Origin of the sequence: Peribacillus asahii, from assembly GCF_003570725.1 — a bacterium.
In the GTDB taxonomy this organism is placed as follows: domain Bacteria; phylum Bacillota; class Bacilli; order Bacillales; family DSM-1321; genus Peribacillus; species Peribacillus asahii.
Genome location: NZ_QWVS01000041.1, coordinates 17,083 through 37,036 on the forward strand (window position 1 = coordinate 17,083; position 19,954 = coordinate 37,036).

The window sequence follows — 19,954 nt, forward strand, 5'->3', positions numbered from 1 at the left end:
CCGGAAATTGGTTTTGTTTAGAAAGGGGAATTTCTGTGGCAAAGAACAGCAAAACAATTGAGTATAACGATGATGCAATTCAGGTACTGGAAGGATTAGAGGCGGTTAGAAAACGTCCTGGTATGTATATCGGCAGTACAGATGTAAGAGGACTTCATCATTTAGTATACGAGATTGTGGATAACTCCGTAGATGAAGCGTTAGCAGGTTTCGGAGATCACATAATAGTCAAAATACATAAAGATAACAGTATCAGTGTGACAGATAAAGGACGCGGTATGCCTACAGGAATGCACAAGCTTGGCAAGCCTACCCCAGAAGTTATTTTAACGATTCTCCATGCTGGTGGAAAATTTGGTCAAGGTGGGTATAAAACGAGCGGTGGCCTGCATGGTGTAGGTGCTTCAGTTGTTAATGCTTTGTCAGAATGGCTTGTCGTTACAATTAAGCGAGATGGCTATGTTTATGAGCAGCGTTTCGTAAATGGCGGGAAACCAGAGACGACGTTAGAGAAGATTGGGAAAACGAATCAAACAGGGACAAAAATACATTTCAAACCGGATGCTTCGATTTTTTCAGTTACAACTTTTAACTATCAAACATTAAGTGAACGACTTCGAGAATCTGCTTTTCTATTAAAAGGAATGAAGATTGAGCTTATTGATGAACGACATGACCAGCAAGAGCTATTTCATTACGAAAATGGCATCGAAGCGTTTGTAACGTATCTAAATGAAGAAAAAGATTCGCTGCATACGGTTGTCAGCTTTGATGGTAAGCAAAATGGTATCGAATTAGATTTTGCTTTTCAGTTTAATGACGGGTATTCTGAAAATATTTTAAGCTTTGTAAATAACGTTCGGACAAAAGATGGCGGTACACATGAAATTGGTGCCAAAACCGCGATGACTCGTGCTTTTAACGACTATGCACGTAAGACAGGCCTGTTAAAAGAAAAAGATAAAAATCTAGAGGGTACAGATATTCGAGAAGGTTTATCAGCGATTATTTCCGTTCGGATTCCCGAGGAGCTGCTGCAATTTGAAGGACAAACGAAGAGTAAGCTTGGTACAAGTGAGGCTCGTTCAGCTGTAGATGCGATTGTGTCTGAACATTTAGCGTACTTTTTTGAAGAGGATCCGACTACAAGCACCTTGCTCATTAAAAAAGCAATTAAAGCGTTTCAGGCTCGTGAAGCAGCGCGAAAGGCACGGGAAGATGCTCGAAGTGGAAAGAAACGAAAAAAATCAGATGCAATTTTATCTGGTAAATTAACACCAGCTCAATCGAAAAACCCAGATAAAAATGAATTATATCTTGTCGAGGGGGATTCAGCTGGGGGTTCAGCGAAGCAAGGTCGGGATCGTCGTTTTCAGGCTGTATTACCGCTTAGAGGAAAAGTGATTAATACTGAAAAGGCGAAACTTGCGGATGTATTTAAAAATGAAGAAATTAATACGATTATTCATGCGATTGGCGCAGGAGTTGGGCCAGAATTTAATGTGAGCGATACGAATTACGATAAAGTAGTTATTATGACAGATGCCGATACAGATGGAGCGCATATTCAAGTGTTGCTATTAACTTTTTTCTACCGGTATATGAAGCCGCTTATCGAAGCGGGAAAAGTATTTATTGCCTTGCCGCCCCTTTATAAGGTGAGCAAAGGGAGTGGGAAAAAAGAAATCCTTGAATATGCGTGGAGCGACGAAGAATTGCAAGCCGCTATCCAAAAAGTAGGGAAAGGTTATACGATCCAGCGCTACAAAGGTCTCGGTGAAATGAATGCCGACCAACTATGGGATACGACGATGAATCCAGAAACGAGAACGTTAATCCGAGTAAAAATTGATGATGGTGCACGAGCGGAAAGACGCGTGACGACGTTAATGGGTGATAAAGTAGAACCGCGCCGAAAATGGATCGAGTCGAATGTTGCTTTTGGTCTCGAAGAAGAATCGAATATATTAGATAACGAAAATATGTCGATTGCAGAGGGGGCTGAATAAAGATGGCATCAGAAGAAAGATTTCGTGATTTACCGTTAGAAGAAGTAATTGGGGACCGTTTTGGACGGTACAGTAAATATATTATTCAAGATCGAGCGCTTCCAGATGCACGCGATGGTTTAAAGCCAGTACAGCGCCGAATTTTATATGCAATGCATGTAGAAGGAAATGTACATGATAAAGCGTATCGTAAAGCAGCTAAAACAGTCGGAAATGTAATCGGGAATTATCATCCGCATGGTGATAGCTCGGTTTATGAAGCGATGGTAAGAATGAGTCAAGACTGGAAGCTGCGTAATGTAATGGTACAAATGCATGGAAATAACGGAAGTATTGACGGGGATCCGCCAGCTGCGATGCGTTATACGGAAGCAAGATTATCTGCGATAGCTTCTGAGCTGCTCCGTGATATTGAAAAACGGACCGTTGATTTTGTTCCAAATTTCGATGATACATCAGAAGAGCCTGTCGTTCTGCCGGCGATGTTTCCGAATTTGCTTGTGAATGGTTCGACGGGAATATCCGCTGGATATGCAACGGATATTCCGCCGCATCAACTAGGTGAGGTTATTGATGCAACGATTATGAGAATTGATCATCCAGAAGCAACGGTTTCTGAATTAATGACGGTGATAAAAGGACCGGATTTTCCCACTGGCGGTATTATTCAAGGGATTGATGGCATTAAAAAAGCATATGAAACTGGTAAAGGAAAAATTATAATTCGCTGTAAAGCTGAAATTGAAAGCATTCGAGGAGGCAAAGAGCAAATTGTTATAACCGAAATACCTTATGATGTGAATAAAGCCAATCTTGTGAAGAAAATCGATGAATTTCGTTTAGATCGAAAAGTGGAAGGAATTGCAGAAGTTCGTGATGAAACCGACCGTACAGGACTTCGTATCGTAATCGAGTTAAAAAAAGAAGCCGATGCACACGGTGTGCTTAATTATTTATATAAAAACTCAGATTTACAAATTGCTTACAATTTTAATATGGTAGCGATTTATAAAAAAAGACCAACTTTAATGAGTCTGCCTAAGCTGCTTGATGCTTATATTGAGCATCGACGGGAAGTAATTATTAATCGTTCGCGCTATGAATTGCAAAAAGCATATGATCGAGCTCATATTGTTGAAGGACTTATGAAAGCTTTATCTATTTTAGATGAAGTAATCGCAACCATTCGTGCGTCTAAAGATAAACGTGATGCAAAAGATAATCTCATTGCGAAATTTGCTTTTACTGAAGCGCAAGCGGAAGCTATTGTTTCTCTGCAACTATACCGATTAACGAATACTGATATTACAGCACTTGAAAAAGAGGCGGCTGAGCTTAACACAAAAATTGCTGAGCTTACAAAAATTCTTGAGAGCGGCAAAGCGCTTATGCAAGTGATAAAAAAAGAACTGAAAGCAATTAAAAAAGATTATAACGATACACGCTTATCGAAAATTGAAGAAGAGATTGAAGAAATTAAAATTAATCTTGAAGTGTTAATAGCTAGTGAAGATGTCGTTGTGACTCTCACAAAAGAAGGGTATGTAAAACGAACTTCTCTACGGTCATATGCGGCATCAGGTGGACAAGACTTTGGAATGAAAGATTCAGATCGTTTACTGCAAAAGCTGGAAATGAATACGACAGACGTTGTTCTGTTGTTTACGAATAAAGGGAATTACCTGTATTGCCCAGTTCATCAACTACCTGATATAAGGTGGAAGGAAACAGGACAGCATGTAGCGAATATTATCCCGATTGATCGTGATGAACATGTAATCAAAGCGATACCAGTTAAAGATTTTGAAGAGCCACGCTTTTTATTACTTGCCACTCGAAACGGTATGGTGAAGAGAACAGAGCTCGCTTCCTTTAAAGCGCAGCGTTATTCTAAGCCGTTAGTAGCGATGAATGTAAAAGGAGAAGACGAGATTGTCGATGTTCATCTAACGGATGGAAGTTTGGATGTATTCTTCATGACTCATCATGGATTAGCGCTATGGTACGATGAAGAAGAAGTGAACATTGTTGGTCCGCGAGCTGCAGGAGTAAAAGGGATTAACTTGAAGGAAGAGGATTTTGTTGTCGGAATGAAAGTGTTAGGAAAGGATACGGAAGAAGCGATTGCTATCGTCACACAACGTGGATCAGTGAAGCAGATGAAGCTGTCTGAGTTTGAAAAAACATCGCGAGCAAAGCGAGGCGTTGTTGTATTAAGAGAGTTAAAGGCCCATCCACATCGGGTTATCGGCTTTGAAATGGTGACAAAATCAGATTGTCTTTCGATTCTTTCTGAGAAAGGGAAGCTTGAAACGGTCCAAGTAGCTTCATTAAAATATTCCGATCGTTATACAAATGGTTCATTTATTTTAGACGAAAGTGAAAGTGGACAAGCGAAAGAAATATGGAAAAACTTAATCGAGGAAGTAGATAAAAGCATACATTAAACGAAAAAAATCCGTTCATCATAAGTGAACGGATTTTTCTCGTTTATAGAACAGTAATATAGTAATCTCTACGTGTAAAGGAATTCTAGGAGGGCGTTATTGGTATGAGTATAGGTCATTGGAGTCAAGTTTGATATTATTTTATAAACAGATTCGATTGGATTTTCTTTAATATACGTCTGCTTTGTGCATAATCCTGTTCGCGTGCTTCCTCAACTTTCAAGCGCTCATCAAGCTTTCGGCTATATTCAGCATAACCAATTCCATGAGCTTGAAACATAGCCTTTTCCATTTCTGCCGTGTACAGTAAAGCGAGAGTTTTGATAAAGAATCAATCCTTTCCGAAATAATTTCCTTCTTAATCGTATCATTGATTAGGAACAGCCACAAAGTGGTTCTCGTTCGCTATTAGAGGAGATTAGCGCTTCTATACGCCTGTATAACACTCATTGCTCACAGACGCCAAATCCCTACTATTTCCTTTGTTTTCCTTTCCTTTCCGTACATCTAGTATTTTAAGAATGAACTCGCTAGAATACAAATTTTAAAATCCTAGATGCGAAATGGCGTTTATATATTTAAAAATTAACCTTGCTAGAATACATTAATTAAAAATAGTTAGTAATATATATTATCCAATTATTGGTGTAAATTCTCTTGGCAGCTCATTAAATATTTTCCTTTTCTCGGGAAATACTATGAAGGAATTAAAATGGAAAGGGCGAGACAAAGAGAATGGATCATGTATAAATTGCTGGGCAATGTTCAGAACGAATATGGCTGTTCAGATTATTTTCGCGACCATTGGGTTGGGGCTTTTACCTCATTTGTATTAATTTCGAATGTTTATGCTTTTGAAGGCACACCAGTTGTTTTTTTGTTTTGAAAATGCCCTATGGGCGGCTTTTTATCCAATCTTTTTAGTAACAGCGGGACATACGGCATTAACAGCATATGCGACAGGTGCTTTTGTCATTGCAGCTTTTAAAATATTGAAAAATCCATTACTTCTTTTCGAGCGGTATGTATGTCGGCTTTGCGATTTTAGTGCCGGGTTTCTATTATTTTTGGTCTATCTAAATGAAGGATCAATGAAAACAATAAAAAAGAAACACATCTCACAATCGTAAGGAGCGGTTGAGAATGAAAGGTCATTTTTTACATGTATTAAAATATGCTGTATTGGTCATTTCTGTTTGTTTAAGCTATCAAGCTGTTGAAGCCCATGATAAAGAGTTTAAGTCAAATGAGTTTTATGAGGCAATGAAGCGAGATGTTACCGGTGATAAAAAAATTGATACCATTGAGGTAAGAGGTACACCAAGCGAAAAAAATCGTCATCTTTTAACGAAAATGGAACTTGTAGTGGAAAGCAACCGCAAAAGGATGGCTATTCCCCTTGAAGCAGGATATAAACCGAAGCTCGCTCTTGCTGATTTTAATAAAGATGGTGTGCAGGACGTCTTTGTTTCTTTTCAAAAACAGAATAAATCTGAATTATTTCATCAAATTTATTCTTTTGACAAAGGACAAGTAGCAAATATAGAGGTACCGCCGTCTGTTCCTGTTACAGCTCAATTTCAAGACTATTATATGGCAGACATTACTATCGAGGGGCAAAAGCCAGTTCGGGTGGATATTAGCAGTCATAGACAGGTGTATGAAGAGTTAGGGATTTATCAAAATGGAAAATTAAATGAAGCTACGGAGTTAATTATTCATCCTTATTTCGAATTAACAGTACGCTCTCAATTTGGACGCGGAAAGGGCTTGACGGGAAAACAGTTAGTAAAAGGAATTGAGGGAGAAGAAGCTATTGCGACGATTTCTTCAGTGTGGTCATTTCAAGATGGGGCCTGGAAACTCATTAAAGCAAATGTTAAACCGTTAAAGAAAATAAAGAATTGATAAAAGCTCGTCTATTTGATGAGTTTTTTCTGTTTGCACTGAATTAATCTTATTGTTGGTTAAGTGATTTCTTAGCTAAAATAAGCCAAAAATCAACAATCTTATATAAAATAAATAAAATTCCAAATTTTTGAATAGAAAAATATTGTAATATTTTTACATAATATGTTAGAATCATATTTAAGTTCAGTTATTCTTATAAATAATTGAATGCTAGAAAATTCAAAAGGAGTGGTTGCTTTACGGAATTAAAGGACCGAATTATCGAAACGTCGTTAAGACTCTTTGAACGACATGGTTTTCATGGTGTCTCAGTTCAAGAGATTGTGAAGAAAAGCGGTTCGAGCAAAGGCGGTTTCTATCATCATTTTCAATCAAAAGAGGAACTTCTTTTTGTAATTCATGATTATTTTGCTTCCTATGTATTGACGAAAGCGCAGGAAGCGATGTCATCAAGTATACGCCCCACAGACAAAATGCAAAGAATTATCCAATCCTTTGTGAAAGCATTTGATCTTTATAAGCCACATATTTCTGTTTTTTATCAAGAAAGCATTTATTTAAAACCACCCTATGATCAAGCAATTAAGGAAAAAAGAAAACAATATAAAGAAGCGATATTTTCTATCATTCAAGAAGGAATTGATAAAGGAGAATTTCGCCCAGAACTGCCTGTTCAAATCACCAGTATGTCGATTTTAGGTATGGTGAACTGGTCTTACAAGTGGTATAAACGGGACGGAGAAAAAACAATTGATGAAATTGCTAATATTTATGTCGATTTGATTCTTCATTCGTTATTAACCGATCAGGCAAAACAAGATGCAGCTTTTCAATCTTATTTTTTAAATGATCCGCTAGATTCGTATTCTAATTGAATGTGCTTTTATGCGGGATAACAAGACCAACTAGTCGGTCTTACATAAATTACGGGAGGTTTTTGACTATGGATTTTGATTTAACACAAGAACAAGCCATGATACGTAAGTTAATTCGTGATTTTGCGGAAGGTGAGGTTGCTCCAGGTGCAGATCAAAGGGATCGTACTGGTGAATTTCCAAAGGAAATATTCAATCAATTAGCGAAGCTAGGGATGATGGGTCTTCCTTTTCCTGAAGAATATGGTGGTGGTGGTGGAGATACAATCAGCTTTGCCATTGCTGTAGAAGAGTTAAGTCGAGTATGTGGCTCTACAGGTATTACTTATTCTGCACATATTTCACTAGGGGGAGCTCCTATCCATTTATTTGGCACTCATGAGCAAAAGGAGAAATATTTAACACCACTTTGTACAGGGGAGTACTTAGGTGCTTTTGGTTTGACTGAACCTAATGCTGGTTCTGATGCAGGTGGAACTCAATCAACAGCAATTCTTAAGGATGGTCAGTGGGTGCTTTCTGGTTCTAAATGTTTTATTACGAATGCAAGCTACGCCAAAAACCTTGCACTTACTGCAGTAACAGATCGATCAAAAGGAATTAATGGAATTAGTGCGTTTATTGTACCTACTGATGCGCCGGGATTTACTGTAATTAGTAATTATGAAAAGATGGGACTTCATTCTTCAAATACAACTGAGTTAGTTTTTGAAAATGTAAGCGTTCCTAGAGAGAATCTCCTTGGTGAAGAAGGCAATGGGTTTAAGCAGTTTTTAGCTACTCTTGATGGAGGAAGAATTGGAATCGGGGCGATGGCCGTTGGAATTGCACAAGGAGCTTATGAAAAATCGCTTCAGTATGCAAAAGAAAGAAAACAATTCGGCAACAGCTTATCTTCATTTCAAGCCATTCAATTCAAGCTGGCTGACATGGCTATGAATATTGAATTAGCTCGTAACATGGTTTATAAAGCAGCATGGTTGAAAGATCAAGGAAGAGCATTTAAGAAGGAAGCAGCCATGGCTAAATTGTATGCTTCGGAAATATGCATGAAAGTATGTGATCAAGCGGTACAAATCCATGGAGGTTATGGTTATATGAAGGAGTATCAAGTTGAGCGCTTCTTCCGTGACGCGAAGCTTTTAGAGATTGGGGAAGGAACCTCTGAAGTACAACGAATGGTTATTGCTAAACAGTTAGGTTGTTAATCTTTCCAATAAGATAATTTAAATATAACTTGATGAGGAGGACTTTAATGACTGAATTGTTGCATGTCACGATTGGTCAGTTGCTAGAGCAAACAGCTCGTGTTTCAGGTGATAAAGAGGCGGTTGTATACCATGATTTAGGCCTTCGCTATACGTATCGAGAGTTTGAGAAATTATGTCGAGAAGTGGCTCGCGGGTTTATGTCGCTTGGAATTGAACAAGGAGATCATATGGCTATTTGGGCTACAAATAAACCGGAATGGCTTATCTCCCAATTTTCAACAGCGAAAATGGGCGGAGTACTTGTAACAGTGAATACGAATTATCGCAGAAGTGAGTTAGAATATTTGCTACAACAGTCGGATGCGACAACGATTATTTTAATGGAAGAGTATCGTGGTCATTCCTTCATCGAGACGTTATATGAAGTTGTTCCTGAATTACGAGAATCTAAACCAGGGCAGCTACAATCAAAAAGATTGCCAAAATTAAAAAATGTCATTGTTCTTGGTGAAAATCGATATCCGGGCACGTATTCTTGGGATGATGTGTTGAAAGGAAAAGCTGATGTAACTGAGGAAATGTTAGATGAACGTATGAGTAATCAAAGTCCATCTGATGTGATTAACATGCAATATACATCAGGAACAACTGGCTTTCCTAAAGGCGTAATGTTGACTCATTCTAACCTTGTTAATAATGGGGTAAATATTGCAGCTTGTATGAAGCTGACAAATGAGGATCGTTTGTGTATTCCTGTACCGTTCTTCCATTGCTTCGGCTGTGTACTTGGGACAATGGCTTGTGTTTCTGTCGGAGCGACAATGGTTCCGCTTGAGGAATTTAATCCAAGTGATGTATTGAGAACAGTAGCTGCAGAAAAATGTACAGCTCTTCATGGTGTACCAACGATGTTTATTGCTGAACTGAATTTAGATGATTTCGATAGCTATGATGTAAGCACGCTTCGAACAGGAATTATGGCAGGATCGAATTGTCCAATTGAAGTGATGAAGAATGTCGTAGAAAAGCTTGGAATGTCGGAAATTACGATTACATATGGACAAACTGAATCGTCACCTGGAATTACCATGACTCGAACAGACGATCCAATCGAGTTACGTGTTTCATCAGTGGGAAGAGCACTGCCTAATGTTGAAGTGAAAATTGTCGATCCAATAACAGGTGAAGAAGTGCCATCGGGTGAACAAGGTGAACTATGTACACGCGGCTACCATGTGATGAAAGGCTACTACAAAAATCCAGAAGCGACGCAAGAAGCGATTGACCATGAAGGTTGGCTTCATACGGGAGATCTCGCTGTTATGGATGAGAATGGCTATTGTAAAATTACAGGACGCTTGAAAGATATGATTATTCGCGGAGGAGAAAATGTATATCCGCGAGAAGTTGAAGAATTTCTTTATCAGCATCCAGCGATTTTGGATGTACAAGTGGTTGGCGTTCCGGATAAAAAATACGGAGAAGCGGTCATGGCATGGATTATTCTTAAAGAAGGCGAAACTTTGACAGAGGAAGAAGTAAAAGAATATTGCAAGGGGCAAATTTCACACTTTAAAATTCCTCGCTATGTTCAGTTTACGAAGCAGTACCCGATGACGGCATCAGGAAAAATTCAAAAATTCAAATTGAAAGAACAGTCTCTTGATGTAATCTCAGAATCCACGAAATAAGGAGGGAATGCGATGATCCAGAAAATATTGATTGCTAATCGAGGGGAAATTGCGCGAAGAATTATTCGTACTTGTAAAAAGCTAAACATTCAAACGGTAGCTATTTATTCTGAAGCAGATGCGGATGCACCGTTTGTTTCTGAAGCGGATGAAGCCTATTTATTAGGTGCCCCACAAGTACAGCAAAGTTATCTTAACGTCCAAAAGATTTTAGAGATTGCAAGTCTTGCAAAGGTAGATGCTATTCATCCTGGCTACGGCTTCTTAAGTGAAAATGCAGATTTTGCTCGTTCATGTCAAAGCGCTGGTCTGATTTTTATTGGACCAAGTCCTGATGTGATGCAGCAAATGGGTAGCAAAGTTGAAGCCCGAAAAACGATGGAGCAAGCAGGTTTACCACTTGTTCCAGGATTATCCCGCCCGCTTATTGATGTGGATGAAGCTGTTCAAGTGGCGAAGCAAATAGGCTATCCAATTATGTTGAAAGCTTCTGCCGGCGGCGGTGGCATTGGGATGCAATCGGTTGATAATGAAGCGGAGCTAATTAAAGCATTTGAAGGAAATCAAAAGCGAGCACAAATGTTTTTTGGGAACGGCGATATGTTCATCGAAAAACGCATTTTGCAGCCGCGACATATCGAGATTCAAATATTAGCAGATACATTTGGCAATGCGGTGTATTTATGGGAACGAGAATGCTCTGTGCAACGTCGTCATCAAAAGGTCGTCGAGGAAGCACCGTCTTCATTCTTAAGTGAAGAAACGAGAAGGAAAATGGGTGAGGCAGCCGTAAAAGCTGTGCAGGCAATTGGCTATTATAATGCTGGTACACTTGAGTTTTTAGTAGATCATGAGCAAAACTTCTACTTCTTAGAAATGAATACACGCTTGCAAGTAGAACACCCTGTTACCGAAGAGATTACAGGCTTAGATTTAGTGGAACAGCAAATTCGTATTGCTTGTGGCGAGAAGCTTTCCTTTACGCAAAACGATGTGAAGCTAGAAGGACATGCCATTGAAGTACGAGTGTATGCTGAAGATCCAAAAACTTTTTATCCAGCTCCAGGAAAAATTACAGATTTACAGTTGCCAAATGGAGAAGGGATTCGTCATGAGCTAGCTGTTCATAATCAATCAGTAGTTTCTCATTTTTATGATCCAATGATTGCAAAATTAGTCATTAAGGGAGAAACGAGAAACGAAGCGATTGAGAGGTTAAAAGAGGCATTGGCTCACTATAAAGTGCAAGGGATTAAATCAAATATTCCGTTGCTTGAAGAAATAGCTGCTCACGAAGCATTTAAAAATGGAGATACAACAACAGACTTTATTGATAAATATATTAAAAAAGTTACAATTTAAGGGAGGAATTTGAAATGGCAGAATTAAAAGCGAGCATGGCAGGAAACGTATGGAAGGTAGTTGTAGGAGAAGGAGAAACGGTAACAGACGGACAAGATATCGTGATTTTAGAATCAATGAAAATGGAAATTCCTATTGCGGCAGAGCAATCAGGTTCTGTGAAGGAATTAAAGGTGAATGAAGGGGATTTTGTAAATGAAGGTGACGTGTTAGCGATCATTGAATAAAGTTTATCAAGTAGATTTTCTTTTAGGGAAGAGATACTGAGTGTTGGTTGAAGTCTCCCGCTTTACTTAACGGTGAAGTGGGGGCTTACGGCTTACTATCTGCTCATTTGCTATAAAAATGGAGGCGATGTAATTGAAATGGCCGGAGAAAATTATTATTAAGGAAGTAGGCCCACGAGACGGCCTTCAAAATGAAAAGCGGATTGTTCCAACAGACGTTAAAATAGACTGGATTAATGCTTTATCTAACACAGGGCTTTCTTACATTGAAGCGACCTCTTTCGTTAATCCTAAATGGATTCCACAGCTCGGTGATGCAATGGAGGTAGTGAAGGGCATTGAGAGAAATCCGGATGTAACGTATGCAGCACTTGTTCCGAATAAGAGAGGATTAGAATCTGCATTAGAAGCTAATATTGATGAGGTTTCTGTTTTTATGTCGGCCAGTGAATCGCATAATCAGAATAATATTAATAAATCGATAGCGGATACGTATCCTGTTTTGCGTGAAGTTATTGAGGAAGCGATTCGAAACGGAAAGACGGTAAGAGGATATGTATCAACCGTTTTTGGCTGTCCATATGAAGGAGATGTGCCATTCGAGCAAGCGTTACGTGTTTGTGACCAGTTATTTGATTACGGTATTCACGAACTTTCTCTCGGTGATACGATTGGTGTAGCTTCTCCTATGCAGGTGGAGCAGTTTCTTGAAGTAGCTCTTAAGCGATATGACAAAAGCAAGGTCGCACTTCATTTCCATGATACGAGAGGAATGGCGCTTGCGAATATTGTGAAATCGCTAGAGTACGGGATTGTTACTTTCGATGCTTCATTAGGTGGGTTAGGAGGCTGTCCATACGCTCCGGGTGCAAGTGGAAATGTTGCGACAGATGATCTTGTTCATATGCTAGATAAGATGGGAATTGAGACGGGAATTGATGCTGAGAAACTTATGCAGGCGAGTTTGATTATTCAAAATAGTTTGCAAACACCGCTGCCAAGTCATCAGATGGCCGTGTTTAATGCTAGTAAGTGAGGAGTGGAGCTATGAAGCTGATAGAAATGAATCGTGAAACAAAAGGTGTTGCGATTATTACGTTAAATCGTTCTGAAGCAGCTAATGCTTTATCAAAAGCATTACTTCTTGAGTTAAATGAAGCAATCGCTGAACTACAAAATGACTCTCAGTTACGAGCTGTCATTGTAACGGGAGCAGGAGAGAAGGCATTTTGCGCTGGTGCTGATTTGAAGGAACGTGCCGGTATGGAAGAAGCCGAGGTGAAAGAGACAGTCAAACTGATTGGAAGCACAATTACAAAACTAGCAAACTTTCCGGTTCCTGTGATTGCCGCTATTAACGGTGCTGCATTTGGAGGAGGGCTGGAGCTCGCTTTAGCTTGTGATCTGCGCTTAGCTTCAGAAACAGCGAAAATGGGCTTAACGGAAACGGCACTTGGCATTATCCCTGGCGCAGGTGGTACACAGAGATTGCCTCGTGTTATTGGGGTTGCTGTTGCAAAAGAATTAATCTATACAGCCCGAAGAATTGATGCACATACGGCCAATTCGATTGGGCTTGTTAGCCGAGTGGTGGCACAAGGAAAGCTAATAGAAGAAGCGAAAAAACTTGCTCAGGAAATTGCTGAAAATGCTCCGCTTTCTTTACGAGCAGCTAAAGCGGCTATTAATGAAGGACTAGATGTCTCATTAGAAGCAGGATTAGCTATTGAAAAAATTCAATACAATACGACAATTCGTTCTAACGACCGACTAGAGGGTCTGGCCGCATTTAAAGAAAAGCGTAAACCAGTCTTTACAGGGAAGTAAGCAAAGCATAAGGCGTCTGTAATCATTGACAGATACATAATTTGTCTTTCGAAGAGGTTAGTTTATGACCTTGAGTCGATAACGCCTGAATCTAGACACCCAAACGTACTGAAAGTTTTATATTTTCCTATCTTTTAAAAAAGCGGAGGGATTAGCATGTCACAATCAACGAAAACTACACTGAATGATATTGTGGAAACAATTAAAAAAGGTGGTTCTACTAAATATCATGAAAAAAATGCAGAAAAAGGTAAACTATTTGTTCGTGAACGCTTGCAGTTATTATTTGATGAAGGAATTGAAATAGAGGATGCCTTTTTTGCTAATTGTACAAGTGAAGGGCTGCCAGCTGATGGTGTTGTAACAGGCATCGGTAAAATTAACGGTCAAACAGTTTGTGTAATGGCTAATGATTCTACTGTAAAGGCAGGATCATGGGGAGCTAAAACGGTTGAAAAAATCATTCGTATTCAGGAAACAGCAGAAAAATTACAAGTTCCTCTTTTATATTTAGTTGATTCTGCTGGAGCACGTATTACGGATCAAATTGAAATGTTCCCAGGTCGCCGTGGTGCTGGAAGAATCTTTTATAACCAAGTGAAGCTATCTGGAAAAGTACCGCAAATTTGCTTATTGTTCGGTCCTTCCGCTGCTGGTGGTGCGTATATCCCTGCTTTTTGTGACATTGTTGTCATGGTCGATGGCAATGCATCTATGTATTTAGGTTCTCCGCGAATGGCTGAAATGGTTATTGGTGAAAAGGTAACGGAAGAAGAAATGGGCGGAGCGAAAATGCATTGCTCAGTTTCTGGATGTGGTGACGTACTTGCTAAATCAGAAGAAGAAGCGATTGCGTTTGCTCGCCGTTATTTAAGCTATTTCCCAACGAATTATCAACAAAAACCAACGCCGGTAGAAGCTAAAGATCCAGCCTCTTTTGAAAAAACATTAGCAGACATTATTCCAGCTAATCAAAATGCTCCATTTAATATGTACGATCTGATCAATCGAGTTGTGGATGAAGATTCAGTCTGCGAAATTAAGAAATTGTTTGCTCCTGAACTAATTACGACGTTAGCTCGCATTAATGGGCAACCGGTCGGGATTATCGCCAATCAGCCTCGTGTAAAGGGTGGCGTGTTATTCCATGATTCAGCGGATAAAGCAGCTAAATTTATTACGCTATGTGATGCTTTCCATATTCCGCTTCTATTCTTAGCGGATATTCCAGGATTTATGATTGGAACAAAGGTCGAACAAGCAGGTATTATTCGTCATGGAGCGAAAATGATTTCAGCGATGAGTGAAGCGACTGTACCGAAAATTTCCGTCGTCGTACGAAAAGCATATGGTGCTGGATTATATGCGATGGCCGGCCCTGCTTTTGAACCAGATTGCTGTCTTGCGTTACCATCTGCTTTTATTGCAGTAATGGGAGCTGAAGCTGCAGTGAATGCAGTATACGCAAATAAAATAAACGCTTTAGAACCAAATGAGCGTGGTGCTTTTATCGCGCAAAAACGAGAAGAATATAATCAAGATATCGATATCTACCGCTTAGCATCTGAAATGATTGTCGATGCAATTGTTGCACCAAATGATTTACGTGCAGAATTAACAAGTCGATTTGCAGCTTATAATAGCAAACAGTTAACATTTACTGATCGAAAGCATGGAGTATATCCAGTTTAAATTATGAATCTATAAAAGCCTACCAGTTCTGGTAGGTTTTTATATAGAAAAGGATAAGAATTCAATTAAACTTTTTTGGTTTCTTGTATTATAAGAAGCAAATATAGTAAGATAGTGTGTAATTACATATTTATACTTATATTTTATTTTTGAATGCAATCAAGGATGGTAACTATGATTGCTCAATCGTTTCTAATAAAGTGTTACTAATAAAAATAAGCTCGAAATCATTTATGTTTATAACCATTATTTGAAGAAAGTTCACAATTCATATTTTACAGAAGGTATATGAAACTTTTGAACTACCCATCACTTAATTTTCTAATGAAAATTTGAAGTAGGGGGATTCCTGCAAACACCAGTGTATCCACCAATTTTTTAGCAGGCTCTACCAGTAGTCCCTAAGGTGAAAGCTTTTACTATTTTTGTACGTTGACTCGCCACGCACCCTACTTTAGCTGAGGATTAGCAACTTGGATATACGTGAAGGCGATTAGAGCGTTGAAGATTGAAGATTTTACCTAGCAGACATTTACCTTGCTAGAATCTCCTATCTTCGGTTTTCGAAGAATCGTTCGTACAGGAATACCAAAGAAACAAGTGTTTGGTTGGGCAGGAAGGTGATTCATCTCCCACCTACTCATTGGGCATCGCCCTTCACATTCCTTGAGGTGAGAGTCTTCTCGCCTAAGACATTAGAACATTTTAAAGGCACGTTTGGAGCAACGATTTTATTTCATACTTACTTAATGGGCAGTAGTTCCCACTTCGAGATTTTGAGAGAACAAAGAAGAAAAGTGGAGACAATTGCCGGTAAAGGTCCAATTGGTTCAATAACCATCAGTGGAGGCTAAATACCTCCTTACTGATGGAAGTTTCACTTTATAAACATAGCAACATGAAAAAAGAGAAGCGGCTTGCATTTCTTTTGGGAGGAACTATCAAATGGCAACGAAATATACCGATGACAGCTATACATTACACACCGATCTTTATCAGATTAATATGGTTCAATCTTACTGGGAAGATAACATTCATAATCGAAAGGCCGTATTTGAAGTTTATTTTCGAAGATTACCTTTTAAGAGTGGATATGCTATTTTTGCGGGACTGGAGAAAATCGTTCATTTTTTAGAACATTTCAGCTTTACAGAAAGTGATATCGATTATTTACGAACATTGGAGTACGATGAAGCATTTCTTACGTACTTAAGTGAGCTGCGTTTTTCAGGAAACTTACGTTGTATGAAAGAAGGCGAACTTGTTTTTGCGAATGAGCCGATGTTACGAGTGGAAGCACCGCTTGGAGAGGCTCAGCTTATCGAGACTGCTCTGCTTAATATTGTGAATTATCACACACTTATTGCAACGAAAGCATCACGTATTAAGCAAGTGCTCGGAGATGAGCCAGCGCTTGAATTTGGTTCACGTCGCGCTCAAGAAATGGATGCGGCTATTTGGGGAGCACGAGCGGCATATATTGCTGGATTTGATTCAACAAGCAATGTTCGTGCAGGTAAGCTATTTGGAATCCCTGTTTCAGGGACACATGCTCATTCGATGATTCAAGCGTATAAAGATGAATATACAGCCTTTCATAAATACGCGAAAACACATAGGGATTGTGTATTCTTAGTTGATACATACGATACCCTTCGTTCGGGTATTCCAAATGCGATTCGAGTTGCTAAGGAATTAGGAGATCAAATTAACTTTATTGGCATTCGCTTAGATAGCGGCGACCTTGCTTATTTATCAAAAGAAGCACGTAAAATGTTAGATGAAGCTGGTTTTCCTGAAGCAAAGATTGTCGCTTCTAATGATTTGGATGAATATACTATTATCAATTTAAAGCAGCAAGGTGCATGTATTGACGTTTGGGGAATCGGAACGAAGCTTATTACAGCTTATGATCAACCAGCGCTAGGAGCAGTTTATAAAATGGTGGCGATGGAAGAAGAGCATGGTGAATTGGTGGATACGATGAAAATTTCATCTAATCCAGAAAAGGTCTCTACACCAGGGCTGAAGCGCATCTATCGAATTATTAATAAAATTAACCACCATGCTGAGGGTGATTACTTGACGATGGAGGATGAAAAGCCGCAAGAAGAAGAGAAATTAAAGATGTTTCATCCAGTACATACATTCCTTAGTAAATTTGTGACTGATTTTGATGCGGTCGATTTACATGAGGATATTTATGAGAATGGTATATTAGTTTATGAATTGCCAGCCATTGATGACATTAAAGCTTTTTGTAAGCAAAATTTACAAGTGCTTTGGCCAGAATACTTACGAGCTTTAAATCCGGAAGAGTATCCAGTCGATTTAAGTCAGAAATGTTGGGATAATAAAATGAGAAATATAGCAGAAGTACAAGCTAAAATGTTATCTAAATAATGTAGAAAGAGGGTAAGTAGATGCGTCCTTTACAGTCAGAAATTATTAAAAAACTGTTAGTACAGCCTACGATTGATCCTAAAGTAGAATTTAGAAGAAGTGTGGATTTGCTGAAAGATTATGCAAAGAAATATTCATTTATCAAAAGTTTTGTACTTGGTATTTCTGGAGGGCAAGATTCCACTTTATGTGGTTATATCGCTCAAACAGCAGTGAATGAATTAAATGAAGAAAAGAATACAAATGAATATCAATTTATTGCCGTGAGTTTGCCCTATGGTGTACAGGCAGATGAAGATGATCGTCAAGCGGCTTTGCAATTTATTAAGCCAAGTGTGAATGTGACAGTAAATATTAAAGCAGCTGTTGACGCTTCCGTACAAGCGGTTGAAACAGCTTCTGGCCAGAAATTATCGAACTTTTTAAAAGGCAATACAAAAGCACGTGAGCGAATGAAAGTACAATTCGATTTAGCAGGTATTTATAAAGGAGTTGTATTGGGGACTGATCATGCCGCAGAAGCAGTAACTGGATTTTTTACGAAGTTTGGTGACGGAGCAGCTGATTTAGTTCCACTTTACCGTTTAAATAAACGACAAGGTAGAGAAATTTTAAAATATTTACAAGCTCCTGAACGTTTATATTTAAAAGTACCAACAGCGGATCTTGAGGATGACAAACCGTTAGTACCAGATGAAGCGGCATTAGGTGTTTCCTATGAGGAAATCGATGACTATTTAGAAGGTAAAGACATTCGCACAGAAGCAGCGGAAATTATTGAAAACTGGTACACAAAGACAGAACATAAACGAAATGAACCGATTCATGTATATGATACGTGGTGGAGATAAGAAGAAATTATCAAACTGACCTGGCTTATATAAGCAGGTCAGTTTTTTGAATTAGCGGGCTATTTGACTTCTTACTCCTGCGGTTCTAAGCATCATGTTCTTTTTCTTTTAGCTATGTTTTAAATTAATGTTGAAATTTTTAAAGGTACAAAACCCTTCTAAAATGCTAAGAAAATCTCGTAAAGGAGGTAAGCAGGTTAAAAAAGAGGTATAATGAATAAGTTTAATGGTGTTATAACTGTAACTATATGTACTGAATTCAAATGACTTGAACTGTTTGAAAATGATAAAGAAGCAATAAAGGTAAAGAACTTTATGGTTCAATGTAATGTAGCCTATGCTTATACAAAAACAGCAGATTTTAAAGAAAGAGAGTTAATATTTGTAAAGGAGATGAAGGTATGACAGAATTTTGGGAATCAAGTTTTATAGAAAATCAAACGATGTGGGGGTTTGAGCCTTCAGACTCCGCAATCTTGACAAAGGACTTTTTCCTTGAAAAGAAAGTGAAGGATATATTGATTCCTGGTATTGGATACGGTAGAAATGCAAAGGTTTTTATTGACAACGGAATACACGTAACAGGTATTGAGATTTCAAAAACGGCAATTGAATTAGCAAGGCAAAGTGGTCTTAATATTAGTATTTTTCATGGTTCGGTAACCGATATGCCTTTTGATAACAAACTTTATGATGGTATATTTTGTTATGCACTTCTTCACTTATTGAATAATCGTGAGAGAGATAAGTTTATTAAAGATTGCTATGATCAGTTAAAGCCAAACGGATATATGATTTTTACTACTATTTCCAAAGAAGCTCCTATGTTTGGAAAGGGAAAACAATTGGGGAAAAACTATTTCGAGATAATGGAAGGGGTAAAAATGTTTTTTTATGATTCTGACTCGATAAAACAAGAATTTGGAAAATATGGACTAATAGAATTTTCGGAAATCGTTGAGCCACATAAGAATATGGAAAATAAACCTCCATTTAAATTTATAATGGTAAGATGTCAAAAAAACTATAATTATAATTTCTTAAAAATTGGAAATAGTGAATTGTTAGTTGAGACGGCTTATGTGTAAGACCTCTAAGTATTTATGCATGATTATTAAAAGGTGAATTAAGCCTTTCTTTTAAAACAGAAAAAAGGGCGAAATCATTGAAACTCTGTAAACTTGGTGTAAGATATATAGATATGAATACTTTTGATAAAGGATGAAGACAACTTGAATAAACTTGGTTGGATTATATCAGGGCTTGGTGCGTTACTGATTTTTAGTAGTTTGCTTTACCCGCTAGACGTTATTGAAAAAAACACATTTTTAGTTCTTTTACTAGGTGGGGCAGGTATTATGTTTGTAGGAACAATGATACGTGCTTTTTTAGGAAGTAAGAAGTGAATAAAAACAGCTTCTAGGTCATGCCTAGAGGCTATTTTTATT

17 protein-coding genes and 1 pseudogene are annotated in these 19,954 nt (G+C 38.3%); 17 read left to right on the top strand and 1 reads right to left on the bottom strand.

The features are described 5' to 3' along the window. Window positions 1-35 precede the first annotated feature (35 nt). A complete protein-coding gene (parE, locus tag D1953_RS17160; RefSeq protein ID WP_119118390.1) occupies window positions 36-2,009 on the top strand; it encodes a DNA topoisomerase IV subunit B in 1,974 nt (657 codons plus the stop codon). 2 nt (window positions 2,010-2,011) lie between these two features. Further along, window positions 2,012-4,456 (top strand): DNA topoisomerase IV subunit A, encoded by a 2,445-nt coding sequence (gene parC / locus D1953_RS17165; RefSeq protein ID WP_119118391.1) that lies wholly within the window; start codon window positions 2,012-2,014, stop codon window positions 4,454-4,456. Window positions 4,457-4,592: 136 nt separating this feature from the next. On the opposite strand, the gene D1953_RS21425 is transcribed toward parC, so the two are convergent. After that, entirely contained in the window at window positions 4,593-4,736 is a 144-nt protein-coding gene (locus D1953_RS21425; protein ID WP_164853105.1) for a YuzK family famiily protein, read from the bottom strand. 589 nt (window positions 4,737-5,325) lie between these two features. Between D1953_RS21425 and D1953_RS22105 the strand changes: the two genes are divergently transcribed. The 15 genes and pseudogenes from D1953_RS22105 to D1953_RS21430 all read left to right on the top strand — a co-directional run bounded on the left by D1953_RS22105 (window position 5,326) and on the right by D1953_RS21430 (window position 19,912). Continuing rightward, window positions 5,326-5,586: a hypothetical protein gene (locus tag D1953_RS22105; protein ID WP_119118392.1), complete on the top strand. Its 261-nt coding sequence runs from the start codon at window positions 5,326-5,328 to the stop codon at window positions 5,584-5,586. A 13-nt stretch (window positions 5,587-5,599) separates the two neighbouring features. Further along, window positions 5,600-6,364 (top strand): hypothetical protein, encoded by a 765-nt coding sequence (locus D1953_RS17175; protein WP_119118393.1) that lies wholly within the window; start codon window positions 5,600-5,602, stop codon window positions 6,362-6,364. 206 nt (window positions 6,365-6,570) lie between these two features. Then, window positions 6,571-7,242 carry a TetR/AcrR family transcriptional regulator gene (locus tag D1953_RS17180; protein WP_119118394.1) on the top strand — a complete coding sequence of 224 codons (672 nt, stop codon included), beginning with the start codon at window positions 6,571-6,573 and terminating at the stop codon, window positions 7,240-7,242. A gap of 68 nt (window positions 7,243-7,310) precedes the next feature. Then, window positions 7,311-8,450, top strand: a complete 1,140-nt coding sequence (locus D1953_RS17185) for an acyl-CoA dehydrogenase (protein ID WP_119118395.1) — start codon at window positions 7,311-7,313, stop codon at window positions 8,448-8,450. Between the two features lie 56 nt (window positions 8,451-8,506). Continuing rightward, complete coding sequence (locus D1953_RS17190; RefSeq protein WP_119118417.1) at window positions 8,507-10,144, top strand: AMP-binding protein; 1,638 nt, start codon at window positions 8,507-8,509, stop codon at window positions 10,142-10,144. A 12-nt stretch (window positions 10,145-10,156) separates the two neighbouring features. Next, entirely contained in the window at window positions 10,157-11,506 is a 1,350-nt protein-coding gene (locus tag D1953_RS17195; RefSeq protein ID WP_119118396.1) for an acetyl-CoA carboxylase biotin carboxylase subunit, read from the top strand. A 14-nt stretch (window positions 11,507-11,520) separates the two neighbouring features. Further along, window positions 11,521-11,733, top strand: a complete 213-nt coding sequence (locus tag D1953_RS17200) for an acetyl-CoA carboxylase biotin carboxyl carrier protein subunit (protein ID WP_119118397.1) — start codon at window positions 11,521-11,523, stop codon at window positions 11,731-11,733. Between the two features lie 133 nt (window positions 11,734-11,866). Further along, complete coding sequence (locus tag D1953_RS17205; RefSeq protein ID WP_119118398.1) at window positions 11,867-12,769, top strand: hydroxymethylglutaryl-CoA lyase; 903 nt, start codon at window positions 11,867-11,869, stop codon at window positions 12,767-12,769. An 11-nt stretch (window positions 12,770-12,780) separates the two neighbouring features. Continuing rightward, on the top strand, window positions 12,781-13,560 hold the full coding sequence (locus tag D1953_RS17210) for an enoyl-CoA hydratase (protein ID WP_119118399.1): 780 nt from the start codon (window positions 12,781-12,783) through the stop codon (window positions 13,558-13,560). A 156-nt stretch (window positions 13,561-13,716) separates the two neighbouring features. After that, window positions 13,717-15,252, top strand: a complete 1,536-nt coding sequence (locus tag D1953_RS17215; protein WP_119118400.1) for an acyl-CoA carboxylase subunit beta — start codon at window positions 13,717-13,719, stop codon at window positions 15,250-15,252. Window positions 15,253-16,197: 945 nt separating this feature from the next. Further along, a complete protein-coding gene (locus D1953_RS17220) occupies window positions 16,198-17,655 on the top strand; it encodes a nicotinate phosphoribosyltransferase (RefSeq protein ID WP_119118401.1) in 1,458 nt (485 codons plus the stop codon). Between the two features lie 20 nt (window positions 17,656-17,675). Then, on the top strand, window positions 17,676-18,506 hold the full coding sequence (gene nadE, locus D1953_RS17225) for an ammonia-dependent NAD(+) synthetase (RefSeq protein ID WP_119118402.1): 831 nt from the start codon (window positions 17,676-17,678) through the stop codon (window positions 18,504-18,506). Window positions 18,507-18,719: 213 nt separating this feature from the next. Then, a pseudogene (locus tag D1953_RS21785) lies at window positions 18,720-18,911 on the top strand (IS1595 family transposase); the annotation flags it as partial. Continuing rightward, on the top strand, window positions 18,908-19,594 hold the full coding sequence (locus tag D1953_RS17230) for a class I SAM-dependent methyltransferase (protein ID WP_119118403.1): 687 nt from the start codon (window positions 18,908-18,910) through the stop codon (window positions 19,592-19,594). The pseudogene D1953_RS21785 and the gene D1953_RS17230, both read left to right, overlap by 4 nt. A 144-nt stretch (window positions 19,595-19,738) precedes the next feature. Beyond that, on the top strand, window positions 19,739-19,912 hold the full coding sequence (locus tag D1953_RS21430; RefSeq protein WP_182480663.1) for a hypothetical protein: 174 nt from the start codon (window positions 19,739-19,741) through the stop codon (window positions 19,910-19,912). Window positions 19,913-19,954: the final 42 nt, after the last annotated feature.